The following is a 21,829-nucleotide window of genomic DNA, read 5'->3' as shown; positions in this document are numbered from 1 at the left end:
CGTAAAAAAGCCCCGCCTGTCTGCACAGGCGGGGCTTTTTCATGGGCCGGGATTAAACGAGGGGTTTAGGCTCGGTTTCTTTCTCGGCTTCATGGTGCGGCTGAACTGCAGGTTGCTCAGTTGTCGCCACGTCAGTCTTTTCCTCGGTGGCCTGGGAAGGCTGGGCCGATTCTGCTTGCGCGCTGGCAGCAGTTGTTTCCTGCTGGCGGCGTGCTTCTTCTTCGCGCTTGCGGCGACGAACTTCACGTGGATCGTTCGGTGCACGGCCGGTGCTGCTGACCGGTACAGCCGGTGTTTCGACGATCACTGGTTCCTGCTCTGCTGGTGCAGATGCTTGTTCCTCGACAGCGGCTTGAGGCGCGATGTAAGGAGCAGGCTCGTCTTTCACGAACGCAGCAGGCTCGGCAGCAGGTGCCTCGACAGGCGTTGGCAGTTCGGATGATTCAGTGGCTGGCACTTGCTCATGAGCCGCTGCTTCGACCGGCGCTTGTGGCGCAGGTGCAGGCGTTGGCGTGAACGGCACGACGCGCTCTGCGTGAGGTGCTTCGAACAGCTCGGTCTGCGCGGCAATAGCCGGGGCTTCGACCGCTGCAGGCTGAACTTCCACTTCCGGAGCAGGCTGAGCAACTGGCGCATCGTCTGCAACCGGCGCTTCAACAGCAGGCACTTCGGCCGTCTGCTCTGCTGCCGGTGCTTGAGGTGCTGGCGTTTCAACTGCCGATGTTTCAGCTACCGGTGCTTCGACCGCAGGTGTTTCGACAACAGGAGCATGGGCAACAGCAGCCTGTTGCACAGGTTCTGCGGCTGGAGCGCTTTGGGTGGTGCTGTTTGCGCGCTCTGCCTGCTGGTGCGCATCGGCTTCGGCCGTGGCGCTGATTACACCGCTTGCTGCCGCGGCGGTGAAGCCCAGACCCGCCGACAGATCGGTGGCGCTATTATCTTCGTCGTTAACGGTTTCTTCAGCGCCGTTTTCTTCCGAACCGTTCTCTTCAGAACCTTCGATCACGTTGCCGTTGGCATCACGCTGACGCTCGCGACGGTTGCTGCGACGACGCTGACCGCGGGAACGGCGGCGAGGACGATCACCTTCGCTGCCATCGTTGCCATCCTGATTGTCGTCGTTGGCCTGTTCGTCGTTGAGCAGCACCTCCTCTTCTTCGCTCACGGCAACCGCAGCCTGTTCGGCGCGTGGTTGACGTTCTTCACGCGGTGCGCGCGGTTGGCGTTCTTCGCGTGGCGCGCGTTCAGGGCGCTCCTCACGAGCCAGGTTCACGGCAGGACCGGCCTGGGCTGCGGTGGCGACTGCGTCCAGAGGCTCACGCAGTTCGCGGACCGGACGATCTTCACGGGCTTCACGCGGCTTGCGCTCACGGGATGTACGTGCCGGACGCTCTTCGCGCGGGGCTGACTCTTCGCGGGCTTCACGAGGCTCGCGAACGGCGCGTTCTTCACGCGGTGCACGTTCTTCACGGGGCGCACGCTCTTCGCGCGGTGCGCGTTCTGCACGTTCTTCGCGGGGCGCGCGCTCTTCACGAGGCTTGCGCTCTTCGTCGCGACGATTGTTGCGGCCGCGGCTCTGTTGACGACCGTTGCGACGCTCTTCATTGCGGGCCGGGCGCTGTTCGGCAGCAGGTTTTTCAACCACAGCCGGTGCAACAACAGGCTCTTCCTTGGTCGCGAACAGGCTGACCAGCGATTTCACCAGACCCTTGAACAGGCTTGGCTCGTGAGCGACAGGCGCAGGCGTTGGAGCAGGCGCAGCGACTTCCACCGGAACAGGTGCGTTGGCACGTGCCGGGGCTGTCTTGACGGCGGCTTCCTGGCGAACCAGGGTGCGGGTTGCTGCGGCCAGTGGGGCAATTTCTTCCACTTCGGCAGCGGCAGCGGCAATCTCGTAGCTGGTCTGGCTGTTGTGCGCTTCCGGGCTGTCGTCACGCAGACGCTGAACCTCGAAGTGCGGCGTTTCGAGCTGGTCGTTCGGCAGAATGATGATGCGCGCACGGGTGCGCAGTTCGATCTTGGTGATCGAGTTGCGCTTCTCGTTGAGCAGGAACGCAGCCACCGGGATCGGCACCTGAGCACGTACTTCTGCGGTACGGTCTTTCAGGGCTTCTTCTTCGATCAGGCGCAGGATGGCCAGCGACAGCGATTCGACGTCACGGATGATGCCGGTGCCGTTGCAGCGCGGGCAGACGATGCCGCTGCTTTCGCCCAGCGATGGGCGCAGGCGCTGACGGGACATTTCCAGCAGACCGAAGCGCGAGATGCGACCGACCTGAACGCGGGCGCGGTCGGCTTCGAGGCTTTCGCGGACTTTTTCTTCCACGGCGCGCTGGTTCTTGGCCGGCGTCATGTCGATGAAGTCGATGACGATCAGGCCGCCGATGTCACGCAGACGCAATTGGCGGGCGATTTCCTCAGCCGCTTCAAGGTTGGTCTGCAGGGCGGTTTCTTCGATGTCGCTGCCTTTGGTGGCGCGCGCCGAGTTGATGTCGATGGACACCAGGGCTTCGGTCGGATCGATAACGATGGAACCACCGGAAGGCAGTTCGACAACGCGCTGGAAGGCGGTTTCGATCTGGCTTTCGATCTGGAAGCGGTTGAACAGCGGCACGCTGTCTTCGTACAGCTTGATCTTGCTGGCGTACTGCGGCATCACCTGGCGGATGAAGGTCAGGGCTTCTTCCTGGGCTTCGACGCTGTCGATCAGGACTTCACCGATGTCCTGGCGCAGGTAATCGCGGATGGCGCGGATGATGACGTTGCTTTCCTGGTAGATCAGGAAAGGCGCCGAACGATCCAGGGACGCTTCCTTGATAGCGGTCCACAGTTGCAGCAGGTAATCGAGGTCCCACTGCATTTCTTCGCTGCTACGGCCAAGGCCGGCAGTACGAACGATCAGGCCCATGTCGGCAGGAGCGATCAGGCCGTTCAGCGCTTCACGCAGTTCGTTGCGCTCTTCGCCTTCGATACGGCGCGAGATGCCACCGGCGCGAGGGTTGTTCGGCATCAGAACCAGATAACGGCCGGCAAGGCTGATGAAGGTGGTCAGGGCTGCACCCTTGTTGCCACGTTCTTCTTTCTCGACCTGAACGATGACTTCCTGGCCTTCGCTCAGGACGTCCTTGATGTTGACGCGGCCTTCTGGGGCTTTCTTGAAGTACTCGCGGGAGATTTCCTTGAGGGGCAGAAAGCCGTGGCGCTCAGAGCCGAAATCGACAAAGGCAGCCTCAAGGCTGGGTTCGATACGAGTGATCCGGCCTTTATAGATGTTGGCCTTCTTCTGCTCGCGTGCACCTGACTCGATGTCCAGGTCGTAGAGGCGCTGGCCGTCTACCAGTGCAACACGCAACTCTTCGGGTTGAGTTGCGTTAATCAGCATTCTTTTCATGTAGTACCGTCGGTTTCCGGGCTGCCGGAAACGGCGTTCGGCACACACGACTTCTCACGGTCGGTGTCAGGGCGCGTCAGGAGTGGTTGGCCACTCCAGTGTCTAGCGAGGTCCTCGCCCAGAGGGGGCGGAGGGTCGCGACGACGTTTCCTGCTTGCTGTGGTGGCATAAGACACCCTTTTCAGCAAAAGCTTTGTCAGGAGGAGGAATCGACCATCGGTAGCGGACGAGATGAAGCGTCTAAAACAAGCCTTGTGCTACACAGTCCGATGGTTGTGCGTCTCCACCCTACACGTATCCCTGATAATTCGGGTGCTGCCGCGCGCAGAATCCGCAGCGGGTTGGCATTTACCGCGATCTTCGATAGGGAAGGTCGCGCATCATGGCTTGAGGCGTTGTTCCCGAAGCATTCGCCCGTAGCGTCTGGAAGCGACTGCACTTTGTGAACTGGCCATGGACTGTCCGCACTGGTCGCGAGCTGTCTGCTCTGCGATCAGGCGTGTTTCCGGCCTCATGTCACCTGCGCTTGTTACGCTTCCAGCTTGCTCCGTTGTCACCGAACACTGCGTAGGACGGCCTCCCGTCCTTGTGAATTGCGTTGGTCAGGGCCGGTTGTCAACCGTTGGTCCGCTGTCCGGCCGCTTTTGGCGGCGTTCGCGACTATAGCAGCAATCATTAAGTGCTTCAAATCCATAAAAAATTGTTATGATTTGCGGCATGACGAATATTGCCCCTCCAACCCCCGGCGTTCAGCTGGTTGAGGTTGCGCCGGAACTTGCCGGTCAACGCATCGATAATTTTCTGATCACTTATCTCAAGGGTGTGCCCAAGACCTTGATTTACCGCATTTTGCGCAAAGGCGAAGTGCGTGTGAACAAGGGCCGGATCAAGCCCGAATATAAGTTGCAGGCAGGCGATATCGTGCGCATTCCCCCTGTGCGCGTGCCTGAGCGCGACGAGCCCGTGCCGGTTGCGCAGGCGCTGTTGCAGCGCCTCGAGGCGGCGATTGTCTACGAAGACAAGGCGCTGATCGTGCTCAACAAGCCTGCGGGCATTGCTGTGCACGGTGGCAGCGGCCTCAGTTTCGGCGTGATCGAAGCCTTCCGCCAGCTGCGCCCGGACGCCAAGGAGCTTGAACTGGTGCATCGCCTCGATCGCGACACCTCGGGCCTGCTGATGATTGCCAAGAAGCGCAGCATGCTGCGTCACCTGCACGAAGCCCTGCGTGGCGACGGTGTCGACAAACGTTACATGGCACTGGTTCGCGGCAACTGGGCCACGGCGCAAAAGCAGGTGCGCGCACCATTGCTCAAGAGCAATCTGCGCTCCGGCGAGCGGATGGTCGAAGTCAACGAGGAAGGCAAGGAGGCGCTGACGCTCTTCAAGGTGCTGCGTCGTTTCGGCGACTTCGCCACGATGGTCGAGGCCAAGCCGGTGACCGGGCGTACTCACCAGATCCGCGTGCACACACTGCACGCCGGTCATGCCATCGCGGGCGACACAAAGTACGGCGACGAGAGTTTCAGTCGTGAGATTCGCGATCTGGGCGGCAAGCGTCTGTTTCTGCATGCCTATATGCTGACCGTGCCGATGCCTGATGGCAGCAAATTGAATGTGCAGGCACCCGTCGACGAGATGTGGGCAAAGACAGTGGAGCGTCTGAGTGCAACGTGATTACGATCTGTTGATTTTCGACTGGGACGGCACGCTTGCCGATTCGGTCGGGCGAATTGTGCTGTCCATGCGGGCAGCGGCGCTCGAAGGCGGGCTTGAGATCCGCGACGACTTGGCCATCAGGGGTATTATCGGTCTGGGGTTGCCTGAGGCAATTCGCACCCTCTATCCGAAGATCAGCGACAGTCGTCTGAACGAGTTCCGCCAGCACTATGCCGACAGCTACATGGCAATGGATAACGAACCTTCGCCTCTGTTCGACGGCGTTGTGGAGTCGATGCTGGCGTTTCGCGAGGATGGCTATCGGCTGGCGGTCGCCACCGGCAAGGCGCGGCGCGGGCTTGATCGGGTGCTGAAAGCCAATGGCTGGCTGGACTATTTTGATATCACGCGGGCCGCCGACGAGACGGCCAGCAAGCCTGATCCATTGATGCTCAACGAGATCATGGCGCACTGTGATGTGGCGCCGCAGCGTTCGCTGATGATTGGTGATGCGTCGTTCGATCTGTTGATGGCACGCAACGCAGGTATGGATTCGGTCGCGGTGGGCTATGGCGCGCAGCCGCTGGATTCATTGCGTGAATTCGGTCCGCGTCTGGCCATCGAGCATTTTTCCGAGCTGCGTACCTGGCTGAACAGGCGCAGCGTCTAGTTTTCTGTGAGGGTGAGTGAAGCATGTCTGACGAATGGAAAGCGCCTGTCTCGCAAAAAACGGACGAGGCCATTGAGAGCAGGGAAGAGGCCAAAAGCTGGAAACTTCTTGAAAAGACGCTGCTGGCCAGCGTGCAGGAACAGCGACGTGCACGCCGCTGGGGGATTTTCTTCAAGTTGCTGACGGTCGCGTTTCTGTTTGTAGCGATCGTCTTGCCGATGCTGGACTTTGAAGGCGGTGCATCTCGCCGTTCCAGTCACACCGCATTGATCGACGTGCAAGGCGTAATTGCCGACAAGGAATCGGCCAGTGCCGAAAACATTACCACGGCACTGCGCGACGCGTTTGGGGATGAGAAAACCAAAGGTGTGATTCTGCGTATCAACAGCCCGGGCGGCAGCCCTGTGCAGTCAGGCTACGTTTATGACGAGATCCGTCGTCTGCGTGCCGAGAAGCCAAATATCAAGGTGTATGCCGTCATTACCGATCTGGGCGCCTCAGGTGCTTATTACATTGCCAGTGCTGCCGACCAGATCTATGCCGACAAGGCCAGTCTGGTGGGTTCCATCGGTGTGACGGCAGCCGGTTTCGGCTTTGTCGGCGCCATGGAAAAGCTGGGTGTTGATCGTCGTACCTACACGTCGGGTGAGCACAAGGCGTTTCTAGACCCGTTCCAGCCGCAGAAGGCCGATGAAACGCAGTTCTGGCAGAGCGTGCTGGACACCACTCATCGCCAGTTCATTGCCAGCGTCAAGCTGGGTCGCGGTGATCGCCTGAAAGACAAGGATCATCCGGAGATGTTTTCCGGGTTGGTCTGGACCGGCGAGCAGGCCGTGGCGCTTGGGCTGGTCGATGGCCTGGGCAGTGCCAGTTATGTGGCGCGAGAGGTGATCAAAGAGAAGGACATCGTCGAGTACACCGTCGAAGAGTCGCCTTTTGATCGTTTTTCGAAAAAGCTGGGCACCAGTATCGCCGAGCGGATTGCCATGCTTGTCGGCTTTGGTGGTCCGAGCCTGCGCTGATCGTAAGCGAGCGAGACGGAGCCCGACCAATGGTCGGGTTCTTTGTCTGCACTCAAGGCACGCTCACGCCTTCCTTTATTAGCATGTCTACCAGGCGAATCAGTGGCAGGCCGATCAGGCTTGTTGCGTCAGCACCTTGCGTGCTGCGAAACAGGCTGACCCCCAAGCCTTCGGCCTTGAAGCTGCCAGCGCAATCGTAAGGCGTTTCTGCACGCAGGTAGCGTTCGATGCTGGCCTGGTCGAGTTCGCGCATGTGCACCGTGAAAGGCACGCAGTCGACCTGGCATTCGCCTGTCGAGCTGTTGAGCAGGGCGAGGCCGGTCAGAAACGTCACGCGGGTGTCGCTGGCCGCCGTCAGTTGTTCCCGTGCCCGCTCGAACGTGTGCGGCTTGCCCAATATCTGTCCGTCGAGTACCGCGACCTGATCGGAACCGATGATCAGGTGTCCTGGATACTCGCTCGCGAGTGCCTCGGCTTTCTCGCGGGCAAGCCGCTGCACAAGGTCGTGAGGGGTCTCGCCGGGGCGATGGCTTTCATCGATATCCGGCGACTCGCAGGCGAACGGCAGGCGCAGGCGGGCGAGCAGTTCGCGGCGGTAGGGGGAGCTGGAAGCAAGGAGCAGGGATGGCATGCGGTTCTCCGTAGGCTGAGTGTTGATTCTAAAGAGTGACCAGAGTGACGAACAGGCCTGAATTTCCTTTGACATGCCAAGGGGGCATCCCTAGAATGCTGCGCCTATGTTGAATGACCCGATTCCATCTCACGTTGACCCGCGCAAATTGTCTGATCGCGGCACTACCCTTCAGGGTGAAGTGCTGCTGGGCGATTTGAAGAGACTCTGCGACCCGCTTGCCGACACTGTCGGTACGGTGCAGGCGAAATTCATTTTTGAGCGCGACGAACGCCGATCAGTGGTTATCCACAGTTCGATAGACGTCTCGGTCAAGATGATCTGCCAGCGTTGTCTTGAGCTGGTCACCCTGCCGATCCACAGCGAATGCAGTTATGCCGTGGTGAAAGAGGGTGCGAATACCCAGTCGTTACCGAAAGGTTATGACGTGCTGGAACTGGGCGAAGATCCTTTGGATCTGCTGGCATTGATCGAGGAGGAGCTATTGCTCGCCTTGCCCATTGTGCCTGCTCATCATCCTGAAGAATGCCAGCAACCGGCGGGTCTCGATGAGCCCGAACCGAGCGTGGACGAGGTAACGCGGTCCAACCCGTTCAGTGTATTGGCGCAGTTAAAGCGTGACCCAAACGTTTAGGAGTTAATCAATTATGGCTGTTCAGCAGAACAAAAAATCCCGCTCTGCCCGTGACATGCGTCGTTCGCACGACGCTCTTGAGGCAAGCACTCTGTCGGTAGAAAAGACCACTGGTGAAATTCACCTGCGTCACCACGTATCGCCAGAAGGCGTATACCGTGGTCGTAAAGTGATCGACAAGGGCGCTGACGAGTAATTTCTTGTCCGCTCCGATCATCGCGATCGACGCAATGGGCGGGGACTTCGGTCCCCGCAACATTGTTCAGGCAAGCCTTGCGTGCCTGACAGCTACACCCTCGCTGCATCTGGCCCTTGTCGGCCAAGCCTCCCTTATTGAAGAGCTGATTGCCTCCCATGCTGCTGTGGATCGCTCGCGGCTGCGCGTCGTTAATGCCACTGAAAGCATTGCCATGGATGAGCGTCCGTCTCAGGCCCTGCGTGGCAAATCCGATTCTTCCATGCGTGTTGCCCTTGAGCTTGTCTCCAGTGGTCAGGCCCAGGCATGTGTCAGTGCCGGCAATACCGGTGCGCTGATGGCGCTGTCCCGCTACGTGCTCAAGACCTTGCCCGGGATCGACCGGCCCGCGATGATCGCGGCCATTCCTACCCGGACCGGTCACTGCCAGCTATTGGACCTGGGCGCGAATGTCGATTGCAGCGCCGAGGCGCTCTATCAGTTCGCGGTGATGGGTTCTGTACTGGCCGAGACGCTGGGCGTTACAAAGCCCAGGGTTGCCTTGCTCAACGTAGGTACGGAAGACATCAAGGGCAATCAGCAGGTCAAGCTGGCTGCCGGTCTTTTGCAGGCGGCCGCCGGGCTCAACTACATTGGCTACGTTGAAGGTGACGGGGTGTATCGCGGGGAAGCTGATGTGGTGGTGTGTGACGGCTTTGTCGGTAACGTGTTGCTCAAGTCGAGCGAAGGTCTGGCAACGATGATTGCCGCCAGAATCGATGCGCTGTTCAATCGCAACTTGCTGAGCAGGGCGGTCGGAGCGCTGGCCTTGCCATTGCTCAGGCGGCTGCAGATCGATCTTGCGCCTGCCCGCCATAACGGTGCAAGTCTGCTCGGATTGCAGGGGGTCGTGGTGAAAAGCCATGGTTCTGCCAGTGTTTCAGGCTTTCAGAGTGCGATTCAGCGAGCGATCGTCGAATCGCGCGAAGACCTGCCGCAGCGACTGAAGGGGCGTCTTGAAGTGATGTTCGCGGACGGACGAACCTGAAAATGTGACGCATCAGACTGGTCAGTCATCCAACCGATCAGTCATGTAAAATCGAACTCCTGCGTCCGGCGTGTCCGGACGCTCATTTTGGCGACAATAATTCAGAGGCTTGTCAAATGTCTGCATCCCTCGCATTCGTCTTTCCGGGTCAAGGATCGCAATCACTCGGCATGCTCGCCGAGCAAGGCGCGCAGCATCCATTGATCCTCGACACTTTCGAGCAGGCTTCCGAAGCCCTTGGCTACGACCTGTGGGCGTTGACCCAAAGCGGTCCGGCCGAGTTGCTCAATCAGACCGACAAGACCCAGCCTGCCATTCTGACCGCTTCGATCGCCTTGTGGCATGTATGGCTGGCCGAGGGCGGTGCGGTTCCTGCGTTTGTTGCCGGTCACAGCCTGGGTGAATACAGCGCGCTGGTTGCTGCGCAAAGCCTTAGCCTGGCCGATGCCGTGAAGCTCGTCGAGCGCCGCGGCCAGTTGATGCAGGAAGCTGTGCCAGCCGGTCAGGGCGGCATGGCAGCCATTCTGGGTCTTGATGACGCCGACGTCATCGCTGCCTGCGCTGAAGCGGCACAAGGTGAAGTTGTCAGTGCCGTGAATTTCAACTCGCCGGGTCAGGTGGTCATTGCCGGTTCCGCCGAGGCCGTCAAGCGCGCCATGGAGCTGTGCAAGGCGCGAGGCGCCAAGCGTGCCTTGCCGTTGCCGGTCAGCGTGCCATCACACTGCGAACTGATGCGTCCTGCTGCAGAGCGTTTCGTCGAGGCGGTCGAAGCCATTGAATGGCAAGCGCCCTCGATAGCGTTGGTGCAGAACGTCAGCGCCAGCGCGGTCAGTGACCTGGCGACGCTCAAGCGTGATCTTCTGGAACAGTTGTACAAGCCGGTTCGCTGGGTTGAATCCATTCAATGTCTGGCGAGCCACGGTGCAACCCGGCTTGTGGAATGCGGGCCGGGCAAAGTGCTGGCTGGTCTGAACAAGCGTTGCGCCGAAGGCGTGATTACTTACAACCTTGACACCCCGGACGCCTTTGCCGCCGCACGCGCGGCACTGGCCTGATTAGGAGACGCCTGTATGAGCCTTCAAGGTAAAGTTGCACTGGTAACCGGTGCCAGTCGCGGTATTGGTCAAGCCATTGCGCTTGAGTTGGGACGCAATGGTGCGGTCGTTGTAGGCACTGCGACCTCCGAGTCCGGCGCCGAGCGCATCAGCGCAACGTTCAAGGAAAGCGGCATCGAAGGCTTTGGCCTGATGCTGGATGTCTGCGATGCAGAGTCTGTGAGTTCTGTTCTGTCGACCATTCAGGAGCGCGTAGGCGCACCGTTGATTCTGGTCAATAATGCCGGTATCACCCGTGATAACCTGGTGATGCGCATGAAAGATGACGAATGGTACGATGTCGTCAATACCAACCTGAACAGCCTTTTCCGTCTTTCCAAGGGTGTTCTGCGCGGCATGACCAAAGCGCGTTGGGGACGAATTATCAGCATTGGTTCGGTTGTGGGTGCCATGGGCAACGCCGGTCAAGTAAACTATGCTTCCGCGAAGGCCGGGCTGGAAGGTTTCAGCAGGGCCTTGGCCCGTGAAGTCGGGTCGCGTGCAGTGACCGTGAACTCGGTTGCACCAGGTTTCATCGACACCGACATGACGCGTGAGCTGCCAGAGGCTCAGCGTGAATCACTGATTACCCAGATACCCCTGGGCCGTCTGGGGCAGGCAGAAGAGATTGCGCACGTAGTCGCTTTTCTTGCTTCCGAAGGCGCAGGTTACGTTACCGGGGCTACAATCCCGGTCAACGGCGGCATGTACATGAGCTGATGTGGCGATCTGTTTCAAAAAAATGTCATACGATTTTGTCTAAAATCCGTTATAAAGCTGCAATCTATGAATGGGTGAAGGTACGGTTGGGCATAAGGGGAGAGCGTTAAGCTTGAAATTCGCAAAACCTCTTCTATACACTTACCCACTGGCCAGATGCCTGAACATTTCCACTAGGAGTTAAAACTAGGTATGAGCACCATCGAAGAGCGCGTCAAGAAAATCGTTGCCGAGCAACTTGGCGTCAAATCAGAAGAGGTTGTCAACACTGCTTCTTTCGTTGAAGACCTGGGCGCTGACTCCCTGGACACCGTTGAGCTGGTAATGGCTCTGGAAGAGGAATTCGAGACCGAAATCCCTGACGAAGAAGCGGAAAAGATCACGACCGTTCAAGCAGCAATCGACTACGTCAACAGCCATCAGGCTTAAGATTTGTAATCGCTGACTGCTGTCACGGGAAAACCGCACTGCTTTAATCGGCGTGCGGTTTTTTCTTTAAAAACGCTGTGATTGTTCTGTAAACAAGAGAGAAGGAGAGTCCTGTGTCGCGTAGACGCGTCGTGGTCACCGGGATGGGCATGCTTTCGCCACTGGGCAATGACGTGCCCAGCAGTTGGCAAGGCATTCTGGCGGGCCGCAGTGGCATTGGCCTTATCGAGCACACGGACTTGTCAGCCTTCACCACCCGTTTCGGCGGTTCGGTCAAGGGTTTCAACGTCGAAGAATACCTGGCGCCCAAAGAAGCGCGTCGGCTCGATCTCTTCATTCAGTACGGCCTCGCAGCCAGCTTTCAGGCGGTGCGTAACGCCGGCCTTGAAGTCACTGATGCAAACCGTGAGCGCATCGGCGTGGCAATGGGTTCGGGCATCGGTGGTCTGACCAACATCGAAAACAGCAGTCGTCTGCTGCATGAGCAAGGTCCAGGGCGGATTTCTCCGTTTTTTGTGCCAGGCTCGATCATCAACATGATTTCCGGTTTCCTGTCTATCCATCTGGGTGCACAGGGGCCTAACTACGCCATCGCCACAGCGTGCACGACCGCGACTCACTGCATCGGCATGGCGGCGCGCAACATCGCCTACGACGAAGCTGACGTGATGATTGCCGGTGGTGCTGAAATGGCAGCCTGTGGCCTCGGTCTGGGCGGCTTCGGCGCTGCACGCGCGTTGTCGACCCGCAACGACGACCCCACGCGTGCCAGCCGTCCGTGGGACAAAGGCCGTGACGGTTTCGTGCTGTCCGACGGTGCCGGTGCGATGGTGCTTGAAGAACTCGAGCACGCCAAAGCGCGCGGCGCGACCATCTATGCCGAACTGGTCGGGTTTGGCATGAGTGGCGACGCCTATCACATGACCTCCCCGCCTGATGACGGTGCCGGCGCCGCACGTTGCATCGTCAACGCCCTGCGTGATGCCAAGGTCAATGCGGATCAGGTGCAGTACATCAACGCACACGGTACCTCGACACCTGCGGGCGATCTGGCCGAGGCATCTGCGATCAAGTCGGTGTTCGGCGATCACGCCTACAAGCTGGCGGTCAGCTCGACCAAGTCGATGACCGGCCACTTGCTGGGGGCTGCCGGTGCGGTCGAGGCAATTTTCAGCGTGCTGGCAATGGTTGATCAGGTGGCTCCGCCGACCATCAATCTGGATGAACCGAGCGAAGGCTGCGACCTGAACTTTGTGCCTCACGAAGCGCGCCGGATGCCGATTGATGTAGTCCTGTCGAACTCCTTCGGGTTCGGTGGCACCAACGGCTCGCTGGTGTTTCGTCGGTTCGCCGAGTAATGCTCGCGTGGGTTGATGGCTGCTGCGCAGACACCCTGTCTGTCAAGGACAGGGGGCTTGCGTACGGTGACGGAGTGTTTGAAACCGTCGCCGTCAAGGGCGGTCAGCCATTGCTTCTTGAGCGTCACTTGCAGCGTCTCGAAAACGGCTGTCAGCGCCTGGCAATTGCAATCGATCAGGTGCTGGTCCGCACAGAAATGACCCGTTTCGCTGCCGAACTTGGCGACGGGGTCATGAAGCTGATTCTCACCCGTGGCGACAGCCAGCGCGGTTATGCCCCGGCTCCCGATACCCAATCACGTCGAATTCTACTGGGCAGCCCCGCGCCGGCTTACCCGGTTGCGCATGCCGAGCAGGGCGTGCGCCTGTTTGCCTGCCAGACCCGTCTGGCCGAGCAGCCGCTGCTGGCCGGGCTCAAGCACCTGAATCGCCTTGAACAAGTGCTGGCGCGTTCCGAATGGAGCGACAGCGAACACGCCGAGGGGTTGATGTGCGACACCTCCGGGCGGCTGATCGAAGGTGTTTACAGCAACCTGTTTCTGGTCAGCGCCGGGCGCCTGTTGACCGCTGACCTGAGCCGTTGCGGGGTCGCAGGCGTGATGCGCGCCGAGTTGCTCGATCAGGCACGAAACCTGGGTCTGGCTGTCGATATCCGGGACGTGCACTTGTCCGACCTCGAAGCGGCGGACGAAGTGTTTCTGTGCAACAGCGTCTACGGCGTCTGGCCAGTGTGCAGGTTTGCAGCGCTGAACTGGCCGGTTGGTCCGCTCACCCGTAAACTGCAAGGCATCGCTCGCGCCCTTCTGGATATCTGATTCGTGATCCGAAAATTATTGGTGTTGCTGGAAACCGCCATCGTTCTGGCGGTCCTGCTGCTCGGCTTTGCTTTCTGGCAGCAGAAAGAGGCGCTGAACCAGCCGCTCAAGGTGGCTCAGGAGCAATTGCTCGATGTTCCGGCTGGCTCCACGCCCACCGGCGTTCTCAACCGCTTGCAAGCCGATGGCGTGATCAAGGACGCTTTCTGGCTGCGCCTGTACTGGCGTTTCAACCTTTCGGGGCAGCCCCTGCACAGCGGTGAATACCGCATGCTGCCGGGCATGGACGTCAACGCCCTGTTCGATGTCTGGAAGCGCAAGGAAGTCGTGCAGTACAGCCTGACGCTGGTTGAAGGCTGGAATTTCCGTCAGGTTCGCGCTGCGCTGGCCAAGCAGGCCAAGCTCGATCAAACGCTCGCGGGGCTGTCCGACAGTGAGTTGATGGCGAAAATCGGCCACCCCGACGTGTTCCCTGAAGGCCGCTTCTTCCCAGACACCTACCGCTACGTGCGCGGCATGACCGATGCCGAATTGCTCAAACAAGCCTATAACCGCCTGGAAGAAGTGCTGGATGAGGAGTGGCAGGCAAGATCGTCAGAAGCGCCTTATTCCAATCCTTATCAAGCCCTGATCATGGCGTCGATGGTCGAGAAGGAAACCGGTGTGCCTCAGGAGCGCGGGCAGATTGCAGGCGTATTCGTGCGCCGCTTGAAGCTGGGCATGCAACTGCAGACCGACCCGACCGTGATCTATGGCATGGGCGAGCGCTACAACGGCAAGTTGACCCGCGCCAATCTCAGAGAGCCCACGCCCTACAATACCTACGTAATAGCCGGTATGCCGCCGACACCGATTTCGCTGGTGGGGCGCGAGGCCATTCATGCTGCGCTCAACCCGGTGGCGGGCAGCAGCCTGTATTTCGTCGCCAAGGGTGACGGCAGCCATGTGTTTTCTGACGATCTTGATGCGCACAATTCGGCTGTGCGTGATTATCAGCTCAAGCGCCGTGCCGATTACCGCTCGAGCCCCGCGCCTGCTGCGGCACCGGCTCCGACAGGGGAACCTGCCGCCGATTCGCCTGCTTCACCACCCGAGCCCGAGACTGCACCGGATGCCCCGCAGTCCGAGCCGGATACGCAATAATGACGACTAAGGATGACCTGTGACTGGCTTGTTTATCACTCTTGAAGGTCCGGAAGGTGCAGGCAAAAGCACCAATCGCGACTATCTGGCGGCGCAACTGCGAGCGCAGGGTGTTCAGGTATTGCTGACCCGCGAGCCGGGCGGTACGCCGCTGGCCGAGCGTATTCGCGAGCTGCTGCTGGCCCCCAGTGATGAAGGCATGAGCGCCGACACCGAGCTGTTGCTGGTGTTCGCTGCACGTGCGCAACATCTGGCCGAGGTCATCCGTCCCGCGCTGGCGCGTGGCGAAGTGGTGCTGTGTGACCGGTTTACCGACGCAACCTACGCCTACCAAGGGGGCGGGCGTGGCCTGTCTCACGAGCGTATCGCAGCGCTGGAACAGTTTGTTCAAGGCGACCTGCGCCCGGACCTGACGCTGGTGTTCGATCTGCCGGTGGAAATCGGCTTGTCACGCGCTGCGGCACGGGGGCGGCTGGATCGTTTCGAGCAGGAGGGCCGAGCTTTCTTCGACGCTGTGCGCAGCACCTACCTGAATCGTGCGAAGGCTGAACCCGCGCGCTATCGCCTGGTGGATGCCGCGCAAAGTCTGGCTGACGTGCAGGCTTCGCTCGATAAGCTGCTGCCTGAGTTGCTGGAGCTGCAACGTGGCTGAGGCCTACCCCTGGCAGGAATCACTCTGGCAGCAGATGGCCGGTCGTGCGCAGCACGCTCACGCTTATCTGTTGCATGGCCCGGCAGGTATCGGCAAGCGGGCATTGGCCGAGCGCCTGATGGCCAGCTTGCTGTGCAGGGCACCCGAAGGGCTTGAGGCCTGTGGGCACTGCAAGTCCTGCCTGTTGCTGGTGGCCGGCAGCCATCCGGACAATTACGTGCTGGAGCCCGAAGAGGCCGATAAGCCGATCAAGGTCGATCAGGTGCGTGATCTGGTCAGCTTTGTCGTACAGACCGCACAGATGGGCGGGCGCAAGGTGGTGCTCGTCGAACCGGTGGAGGCGATGAACGTCAATGCCGCCAACGCCCTGTTGAAAAGCCTCGAAGAGCCGTCGGGCAATACCGTCCTGCTGCTGGTCAGCCATCAGCCAAGCCGCTTGTTGCCAACCGTCAAAAGTCGCTGTGTGCAGCAAGCCTGCCCACTGCCAGGCGAGCAGATGAGTCTGGACTGGCTGAGCGGCGCCTTGCCTGATTGTACAGCCGAAGAACGCTTCGAACTGCTGACACTGGCCGCCGGCTCGCCGCTGTTGGCGGTGTCGCTTCACGCCCAAGGCGTTCGCGAACAGCGTGCGCTGGTAGTGGAGGGGGTCAAGAAGCTGCTCAAGCAGCAACAATCGGCCACTCAGTTGGCTGAAGGCTGGAAAGACATTCCGCTGTTGCTGCTGTTTGACTGGTTCTGTGACTGGTCGCATTTGATCCTGCGCTATCAGATGACGCAGGATGAAGAGGGCCTTGGTCTGGGTGACATGCGCAAGGTTGTGCAATACCTTGCGCAGAAGTCGACGCGCGGCAAGGTGCTGGATATTCAGGACTGGGTGTTGGCGCAACGACAGAAAGTCATGTCCAAGGCCAACCTTAACCGGGTATTGCTGCTCGAAGCATTGCTGGTGCAGTGGGCAGGGTTGCCGGGACAGGCGTAGACTCTGCAGTATTCGGAAACGTCGAGGTGTTGTCATGAGTTTGCCGCTGAGCACAGGTCCACGTAATGGCATTCTGTCCCTGACCATCAAGGACAAATCCGTGCTGTACGCCGCCTACATGCCGTTCATCAGAAATGGCGGGCTGTTCATCCCCACCAGCAAGAGCTACAAGCTGGGCGACGAGGTGTTCATGCTGCTCAACCTGATGGACGAGCCGGAGAAGGTTCCGGTAGCCGGGCGCGTAACCTGGATCACGCCCAAGGGTGCACAGGGCAACCGCACTGCTGGCGTCGGCGTGCAGTTCAATGACGGCGACAACACCGCACGCAACCTGATCGAAACTCACCTGGTCGGCGCTCTCAAGTCCGATCGTCCGACCCACACGATGTAGTTGTTTTTCAGCCCATGCTTGTAGATTCCCATTGTCACCTTGATCGTCTCGATCTCACCCAGCACGACGGTTCCCTCGATGCAGCCCTTGAGGCAGCGCGGGGCAGGGGTGTCGGGCATTTTCTATGCATAGGCGTCAGCGCTGACAACGCAGGTGCGGTCAAGGCACTTGCCGATCGTTATGCCGACGTTGATTGCTCGGTCGGCATTCATCCGCTGGACGTGAAACCGGGTGAGATGCCGCCGCTGGACTGGTTGCTCAAGGAGCTGGATCACCCGCGTGTGGTGGCCATTGGTGAAACCGGTCTGGACTACCACTACGAGCCCGAAGCCGCCGAGCTGCAGCAGGCGTCTTTTCGCGTGCACCTGGAAGCGGCCAGCGTGACCGGCAAGCCTGTGATCATCCACACCCGTGGCGCGCGCGCCGACACACTGAGCCTTTTGCGAGAAGCGGCGCTGCCCCAGGCGGGCGTGCTGCATTGTTTCACCGAAGACTGGGACATGGCCAAAGCCGCGCTGGACATGGGCTATTACATCTCGCTTTCCGGCATCGTCACCTTTCGCAATGCCGACGCCTTGCGTGACGTGGCCCGGCAGGTGCCTGCTGATCGCCTGCTGGTCGAGACAGACTCTCCGTATCTTGCCCCGATCCCTTATCGGGGCAAGCCGAATCTGCCGCAATACGTGCGTGAAGTGGCTGAGTTTCTGGCGATGCTGCGTGGCGAAAGCTATGAGCGTTTCGCCGAACAGACCACCGCCAACTTCGCCCGCCTTTTCCCGTTGGCGCACCTTCAGCGCTGATTGCCCCGTAAAACGATAGCGGCTGAATCGCAGGCAAAAAAAACCCGGATTCTGGGGGGTGAAGCCGGGTTAAGACCATTAGGAGTAAAACAAAGGTGCGCTGATCCATTGGCACCTCCACTGGCGAGTCATTTGGGGGATATGACGCGTCAGCGCTTATAAGTATTGCTCAGGACGGGCCGCCGTCCAGTGTCTTTTGGTCGTTTTTTAAACAGTTTTGGAATACCAAAGCGCTTCTTGAGTCCTCGAAAAGCACTTGCGCGTCTTCAGAGCGCGCAGCGAAGGGGTCAGTGTGCCAAGGGTTTTCAGCGTTTGCCCGGAGTTGTCAGGTGGAGTTTTCCAACGGTTTTCTGTTGAGTCTGTCGTTATGCCTGGACATAGGTCTGGCCAATATCGCCATGATCACGCTGTCGATGCAGCGCGGTTTTGCCAAGGGCTTATGGCTGGGGCTGGGGACCTGCGTCGGCGATCTGGCGTATGCGATTCTGGCCATGCTCGGCATGGCGGTGCTGCTCCAGTATGAAGCCGTGCGCTATGTGCTCTGGCTCGGCGGAACTGCGGTGCTGGCCTGGTTTTGTTTCAAGATGGTCATGAGCTCTACGACGGTCAGTGCCGGTCTCGATAATCAGGAGGTCCAGTCGGACAAGTCCAGCCTGTCGCTTTTCCTGCGCGGGATCTTTCTGGCAATGTCGTCACCCAGCGCCATCCTCTGGTTCGCTGCCGTCGGCGGTGCGCTCATCGCTCGGCAAGGCTCTGATCTGCTCAGCGCCTCGACCTTTCTTGCCGGGTTCGTTGTGGCGGGTGTCGTCTGGTCGATCTCGCTGTGCGCACTGGCTCATCAAGGCGGGCGTTTTATGGGCGAAAAGATGTTGCGCTGGTCCTACATTGCCTCGGCGCTGATCTTTGCCTATTTCACCCTCTACGTCGTGATCAGCGGATACCTGGAATTTGTCGCCGTCTCACCTGCGTTGCCTGCGTTGCCTGCGTCGTAGGATGGCGTCGATTTGCGTCCTGAAGTGTTCGTATAGGTCATAAAGATGGATGATCCGTGCAATTTAGCGCCGATTGGGCATAATACCCGGCTTCGATTTCGATCCTGACAGACCTCCTTATGCAGAAAGAACCTCGTAAGGTCCGTGAATTTCGCCGCCGTGAGCAGGAAATTCTCGACACCGCGCTCAAGCTGTTCCTGGAGCAGGGCGAAGACAGCGTCACTGTCGAAATGATTGCGGACGCCGTCGGCATTGGCAAAGGCACCATCTACAAGCACTTCAAGTCCAAGGCGGAAATCTACCTGCGCCTGATGCTCGACTACGAGCGGGATTTGAATGAGCTGCTGCATTCTGCCGATGTCGACAAGGACAAAGAGGCGCTTTCGCGTGCCTATTTCGAATTCCGCATGCGTGATCCTCAGCGCTACCGCCTGTTTGATCGCCTGGAAGAAAAGGTGGTCAAGGGCAATCAGGTGCCTGAGCTGGTCGAGGAGCTGCACAAGATCCGCGCCTCCAACTTCGAGCACCTGACGCTGCTGATCAAAGGTCGCATCACCGAAGGCAAACTCGAAGACGTCCCGCCTTACTACCACTACTGTGCCGCTTGGGCGCTGGTGCACGGCGCGGTTGCGCTGTACCACTCGCCGTTCTGGAGCAACGTGCTGGAAGATCAGGAAGGCTTCTTCAATTTCCTCATGGACATCGGCGTACGCATGGGCAACAAGCGCAAGCGCGACACCGACGTCCCTGCAGAGCCCAAGCCTGACCCTGACGTCTGATAAGGCGTCAGTCCGGTCCGGAACACCTGCTTCAATGCTTTGCTGCTGGCTGCGTCAGAGATGGCGCGGAAGCTGCATCCGACGACCATTCGCCGGTTTTCCGTCACCGGCATCTGGGAGGGGATGATGCGTAGCCTGATTCTGCTGCTCACGCTTTTGGCGTTGAGCGGCTGCATGAAAGTCAGTGACATGGGTGAAGGTGTTCGTGAGCAATTCAGCGATGCAGGCCTGCTCGACCACAGCAGTACCCGCCGCACTGCCAACTGGCGCGTGCAGCCTGACTCGTTCATTTACATCGCCCAAGGTGCATTCGTGCCGCCTGGCAGGGCCTACCCGCGTCCTAACGTGGTGGCTGAAGAAGCGTTCAAAGGCTTTATCGAATACTTCCCCATGGTCCGTCGTGCCCGTGCGCCGCTGGGGCTGGATGAGGCCATGGTCGAGGCGCGCAGTGCCGGCGCGCATTATTTGCTCTACACCCGTTTCGCCAAGGCTGACGATCGCATCGGCAACGGGGATCAGTGGTCCGACCAGGAAGCGGTGGATCGCCTGGGCGTCGACAGCGGCGTCATCCAACTGATGCTGATCGAGACCAGCACCCGCTACCTCATTGACAGCGCGCGTATTCGCAGCCGTGGCGGATTGCTGACGCTTTACGACACAAACCCCGAAGATTTGCTCGGCCCGCCACTTGAGGACTACGCTCGTACCTTGTTAGGCGTCGAACGCTAAACCCCGTCAAGGAGTAAGAATGACCGAATCAGGCAAGGCAGGTGATCTGTTTGCGCAGATCCCCAAAACCAAGGGGTTGCCGCCTGTGCATCTGTGGAACCCGAATTTCTGTGGCGATATCGACATGCGTATCGCCCGCGACGGCACCTGGTACTACCAGGGCACGCCGATCGGTCGCAAGCCGATGGTCAGGCTGTTCTCCACCATCATGCGCCGCGACGGCGATGACTATTTCCTGATTACCCCGGTAGAAAAGGTTGGCATCAAGGTCGATGACGCGCCGTTTGTCGCGATCAGCCTTGAGGTGCAAGGCGAGGGGGAAGGGCAGGTGTTGCGTTTTTCGACCAATGTCGAGGATCAGGCCGAGGCCGGGCCGGATCATCTGTTGCGGGTGCTCATAGACCCCCACACTCAGGAACCGGCACCTTATATTCATGTGCGCAACAACCTTGAAGCGCTGATTCATCGCAACGTTTTCTATCAGATGGTCGAGCTGGCCGTCTCCCGAGAGCTCGACGGGCAGCAATGGCTGGGCGTCTGGAGTCACGGTGTATTCTTTCCAATAGGCCTTGAGCCTTGAAATACACGGCTTTTTATTCCCTTGAATTGCCTGTTGGCGGTGCGGCAGTTAAAGTGCCGCTCCCTGATTTTCCTGAGGTTTTTGCATGAGCCAGTCCTTTGATATCGCCGTAGTCGGCGCGACCGGCACTATCGGCGAAACCGTTGTTCAGGTTCTGGAGGAGCGTCATTTTCCGGTGGGCAATCTGCACTTGCTGGCGAGTATCGAATCAGCCGGCCATTCAGTGCCGTTTCGCGGCAAGAACGTGCGTGTGCGTGAAGTCGATGCGTTCGATTTCAGCCAGGTCCGGCTGGCATTTTTTGCCGCAGGCCCGGCCATCAGCCGCAGCTACGCTGAAAAGGCGATCGCGGCAGGCTGCTCGGTGATAGACCTCTCGGGCGCATTCCCGTCCGCACAGGCTCCCAATGTCGTGCCGGAAATCAATGCTACGCTTTTGAACACTTGCGGCGTCGCGCCCCACCTGGTTGCCAGCCCGAGTGCGTCTGCCACGGCGGTTGCGTTGGCGCTGGCCCCGTTGCGCGCGCTGCTCGATATTCAGTCTGTAGCGGTAACTGCCTGCCTGGCAGTGTCTGCATTGGGGCGTGAAGGTGTCAGTGAGCTGGCGCGCCAGACCACTGAACTGCTGAACGTGCGCCCGCTGGAAACACGCTTTTTTGATCGCCAGATGGCCTTCAACGTACTTGCCCAAGTGGGCAAGCCGGATGAGTCGGGTCATTTGTCGCTGGAAAAACGCCTGGTTGACGAGTTGCGCGAACTGTTGGCGCTGCCTTCGCTCAAAGTATCGGCCACCTGCATTCAGGTGCCGGTTTTCTTCGGTGACAGTTTCACGGTAGCGCTGCGCACTGCCGGGCCGGTTGACGTGGTGGCAGTCAACGCCGCGCTTGAGTCTGCTGACGGGATCGAGCTGGTCGATGCGGGTGATTACCCGACGCCGGTTGGCGATGCAGTCGGTCAGGATGTGGTCTACGTCGGGCGGGTCCGGGCCGGAACAGATGATCCTGAGCAACTCAATCTGTGGCTGACCTGCGACAACGTGCGCAAAGGCGCGGCGCTCAATGCTGTGCAGGTTGGCGAATTGTTGATAAAAGACTATGTGTAAAAGATACTTGGCAACAATTTGAATGATTGTTTAAGCGGCGAC

Annotated in this window: 23 protein-coding genes; 21 read left to right on the top strand and 2 right to left on the bottom strand. The window is 59.4% G+C overall.

Annotated elements, in window-relative coordinates:
• Positions 1-52 precede the first annotated feature (52 nt).
• The gene (rne, locus tag PSPTO_RS19905; RefSeq protein ID WP_005770639.1) at positions 53-3,382 is read right to left on the bottom strand and encodes a ribonuclease E; all 3,330 of its coding nucleotides are present in this window, start codon (positions 3,380-3,382) and stop codon (positions 53-55) included.
• A 726-nt stretch (positions 3,383-4,108) separates the two neighbouring features.
• Here rne and rluC point away from each other — a divergent pair.
• Genes rluC through PSPTO_RS19890 form a run of 3 tightly spaced genes read left to right on the top strand, consistent with a single transcriptional unit; the run spans position 4,109 to position 6,739 of the window.
• Positions 4,109-5,065 (top strand): 23S rRNA pseudouridine(955/2504/2580) synthase RluC, encoded by a 957-nt coding sequence (gene rluC / locus PSPTO_RS19900; protein WP_005619727.1) that lies wholly within the window; start codon positions 4,109-4,111, stop codon positions 5,063-5,065.
• The gene (locus PSPTO_RS19895; protein WP_005770637.1) at positions 5,055-5,717 is read left to right on the top strand and encodes an HAD-IA family hydrolase; all 663 of its coding nucleotides are present in this window, start codon (positions 5,055-5,057) and stop codon (positions 5,715-5,717) included. The genes rluC and PSPTO_RS19895 overlap by 11 nt, the downstream gene beginning before the upstream one ends.
• A gap of 23 nt (positions 5,718-5,740) precedes the next feature.
• Positions 5,741-6,739, top strand: coding sequence for a S49 family peptidase (locus PSPTO_RS19890; protein WP_005770635.1), 999 nt, complete (start codon positions 5,741-5,743; stop codon positions 6,737-6,739).
• A gap of 52 nt (positions 6,740-6,791) precedes the next feature.
• On the opposite strand, the gene PSPTO_RS19885 is transcribed toward PSPTO_RS19890, so the two are convergent.
• Positions 6,792-7,370: a Maf family protein gene (locus PSPTO_RS19885; protein ID WP_011104746.1), complete on the bottom strand. Its 579-nt coding sequence runs from the start codon at positions 7,368-7,370 to the stop codon at positions 6,792-6,794.
• A 106-nt stretch (positions 7,371-7,476) separates the two neighbouring features.
• On the opposite strand from PSPTO_RS19885, the gene PSPTO_RS19880 reads away from it, so the two are divergent.
• From PSPTO_RS19880 to PSPTO_RS19795, 18 genes are all read left to right on the top strand, one after another.
• On the top strand, positions 7,477-8,004 hold the full coding sequence (locus PSPTO_RS19880) for a YceD family protein (RefSeq protein WP_011104745.1): 528 nt from the start codon (positions 7,477-7,479) through the stop codon (positions 8,002-8,004).
• Positions 8,005-8,017: 13 nt separating this feature from the next.
• Positions 8,018-8,200: a 50S ribosomal protein L32 gene (rpmF, locus tag PSPTO_RS19875; protein WP_002552688.1), complete on the top strand. Its 183-nt coding sequence runs from the start codon at positions 8,018-8,020 to the stop codon at positions 8,198-8,200.
• Positions 8,201-8,204: 4 nt separating this feature from the next.
• Positions 8,205-9,227, top strand: a complete 1,023-nt coding sequence (gene plsX, locus PSPTO_RS19870; RefSeq protein WP_057443174.1) for a phosphate acyltransferase PlsX — start codon at positions 8,205-8,207, stop codon at positions 9,225-9,227.
• A 116-nt stretch (positions 9,228-9,343) separates the two neighbouring features.
• Complete coding sequence (gene fabD / locus PSPTO_RS19865; protein WP_007245842.1) at positions 9,344-10,282, top strand: ACP S-malonyltransferase; 939 nt, start codon at positions 9,344-9,346, stop codon at positions 10,280-10,282.
• A 15-nt stretch (positions 10,283-10,297) separates the two neighbouring features.
• Positions 10,298-11,041, top strand: a complete 744-nt coding sequence (fabG, locus tag PSPTO_RS19860) for a 3-oxoacyl-ACP reductase FabG (protein ID WP_005770626.1) — start codon at positions 10,298-10,300, stop codon at positions 11,039-11,041.
• 192 nt (positions 11,042-11,233) lie between these two features.
• Positions 11,234-11,470, top strand: coding sequence for an acyl carrier protein (acpP, locus tag PSPTO_RS19855; protein ID WP_003381096.1), 237 nt, complete (start codon positions 11,234-11,236; stop codon positions 11,468-11,470).
• Positions 11,471-11,583: 113 nt separating this feature from the next.
• Positions 11,584-12,828 (top strand): beta-ketoacyl-ACP synthase II, encoded by a 1,245-nt coding sequence (fabF, locus tag PSPTO_RS19850; RefSeq protein WP_011104743.1) that lies wholly within the window; start codon positions 11,584-11,586, stop codon positions 12,826-12,828.
• Positions 12,828-13,643 carry an aminodeoxychorismate lyase gene (gene pabC / locus PSPTO_RS19845; RefSeq protein ID WP_007245844.1) on the top strand — a complete coding sequence of 272 codons (816 nt, stop codon included), beginning with the start codon at positions 12,828-12,830 and terminating at the stop codon, positions 13,641-13,643. Before fabF ends, pabC begins: the two co-directional genes overlap by 1 nt.
• Positions 13,644-13,646: 3 nt before the next feature.
• Positions 13,647-14,786, top strand: coding sequence for an endolytic transglycosylase MltG (gene mltG, locus PSPTO_RS19840; RefSeq protein ID WP_005770618.1), 1,140 nt, complete (start codon positions 13,647-13,649; stop codon positions 14,784-14,786).
• A gap of 19 nt (positions 14,787-14,805) precedes the next feature.
• Positions 14,806-15,438 carry a dTMP kinase gene (gene tmk / locus PSPTO_RS19835; protein ID WP_005770616.1) on the top strand — a complete coding sequence of 211 codons (633 nt, stop codon included), beginning with the start codon at positions 14,806-14,808 and terminating at the stop codon, positions 15,436-15,438.
• A complete protein-coding gene (locus PSPTO_RS19830) occupies positions 15,431-16,417 on the top strand; it encodes a DNA polymerase III subunit delta' (RefSeq protein ID WP_005770613.1) in 987 nt (328 codons plus the stop codon). Before tmk ends, PSPTO_RS19830 begins: the two co-directional genes overlap by 8 nt.
• Before the next feature lie 34 nt (positions 16,418-16,451).
• Entirely contained in the window at positions 16,452-16,808 is a 357-nt protein-coding gene (locus tag PSPTO_RS19825) for a PilZ domain-containing protein (RefSeq protein WP_003381088.1), read from the top strand.
• 14 nt (positions 16,809-16,822) lie between these two features.
• Positions 16,823-17,608 (top strand): TatD family hydrolase, encoded by a 786-nt coding sequence (locus tag PSPTO_RS19820; RefSeq protein WP_011104742.1) that lies wholly within the window; start codon positions 16,823-16,825, stop codon positions 17,606-17,608.
• Positions 17,609-17,937: 329 nt separating this feature from the next.
• Positions 17,938-18,600 carry a LysE family translocator gene (locus PSPTO_RS19815; protein ID WP_011104741.1) on the top strand — a complete coding sequence of 221 codons (663 nt, stop codon included), beginning with the start codon at positions 17,938-17,940 and terminating at the stop codon, positions 18,598-18,600.
• Positions 18,601-18,719: 119 nt separating this feature from the next.
• Complete coding sequence (locus PSPTO_RS19810) at positions 18,720-19,379, top strand: TetR/AcrR family transcriptional regulator (RefSeq protein WP_005770607.1); 660 nt, start codon at positions 18,720-18,722, stop codon at positions 19,377-19,379.
• Positions 19,380-19,505: 126 nt separating this feature from the next.
• Entirely contained in the window at positions 19,506-20,108 is a 603-nt protein-coding gene (locus tag PSPTO_RS19805) for a DUF4823 domain-containing protein (protein ID WP_005770603.1), read from the top strand.
• Positions 20,109-20,127: 19 nt separating this feature from the next.
• Positions 20,128-20,688 carry a DUF1285 domain-containing protein gene (locus PSPTO_RS19800; RefSeq protein ID WP_011104740.1) on the top strand — a complete coding sequence of 187 codons (561 nt, stop codon included), beginning with the start codon at positions 20,128-20,130 and terminating at the stop codon, positions 20,686-20,688.
• An 85-nt stretch (positions 20,689-20,773) separates the two neighbouring features.
• The gene (locus PSPTO_RS19795) at positions 20,774-21,787 is read left to right on the top strand and encodes an aspartate-semialdehyde dehydrogenase (protein WP_011104739.1); all 1,014 of its coding nucleotides are present in this window, start codon (positions 20,774-20,776) and stop codon (positions 21,785-21,787) included.
• The last annotated feature ends 42 nt before the right edge of the window (positions 21,788-21,829 follow it).

The sequence above is a fragment of the Pseudomonas syringae pv. tomato str. DC3000 genome, assembly GCF_000007805.1.
In the GTDB taxonomy this organism is placed as follows: Bacteria; Pseudomonadota; Gammaproteobacteria; order Pseudomonadales; family Pseudomonadaceae; genus Aquipseudomonas; species Aquipseudomonas avellanae.
Note: the sequence above shows the minus strand (reverse complement) of the source record. Positions and strands in the feature narration are given on the sequence as shown.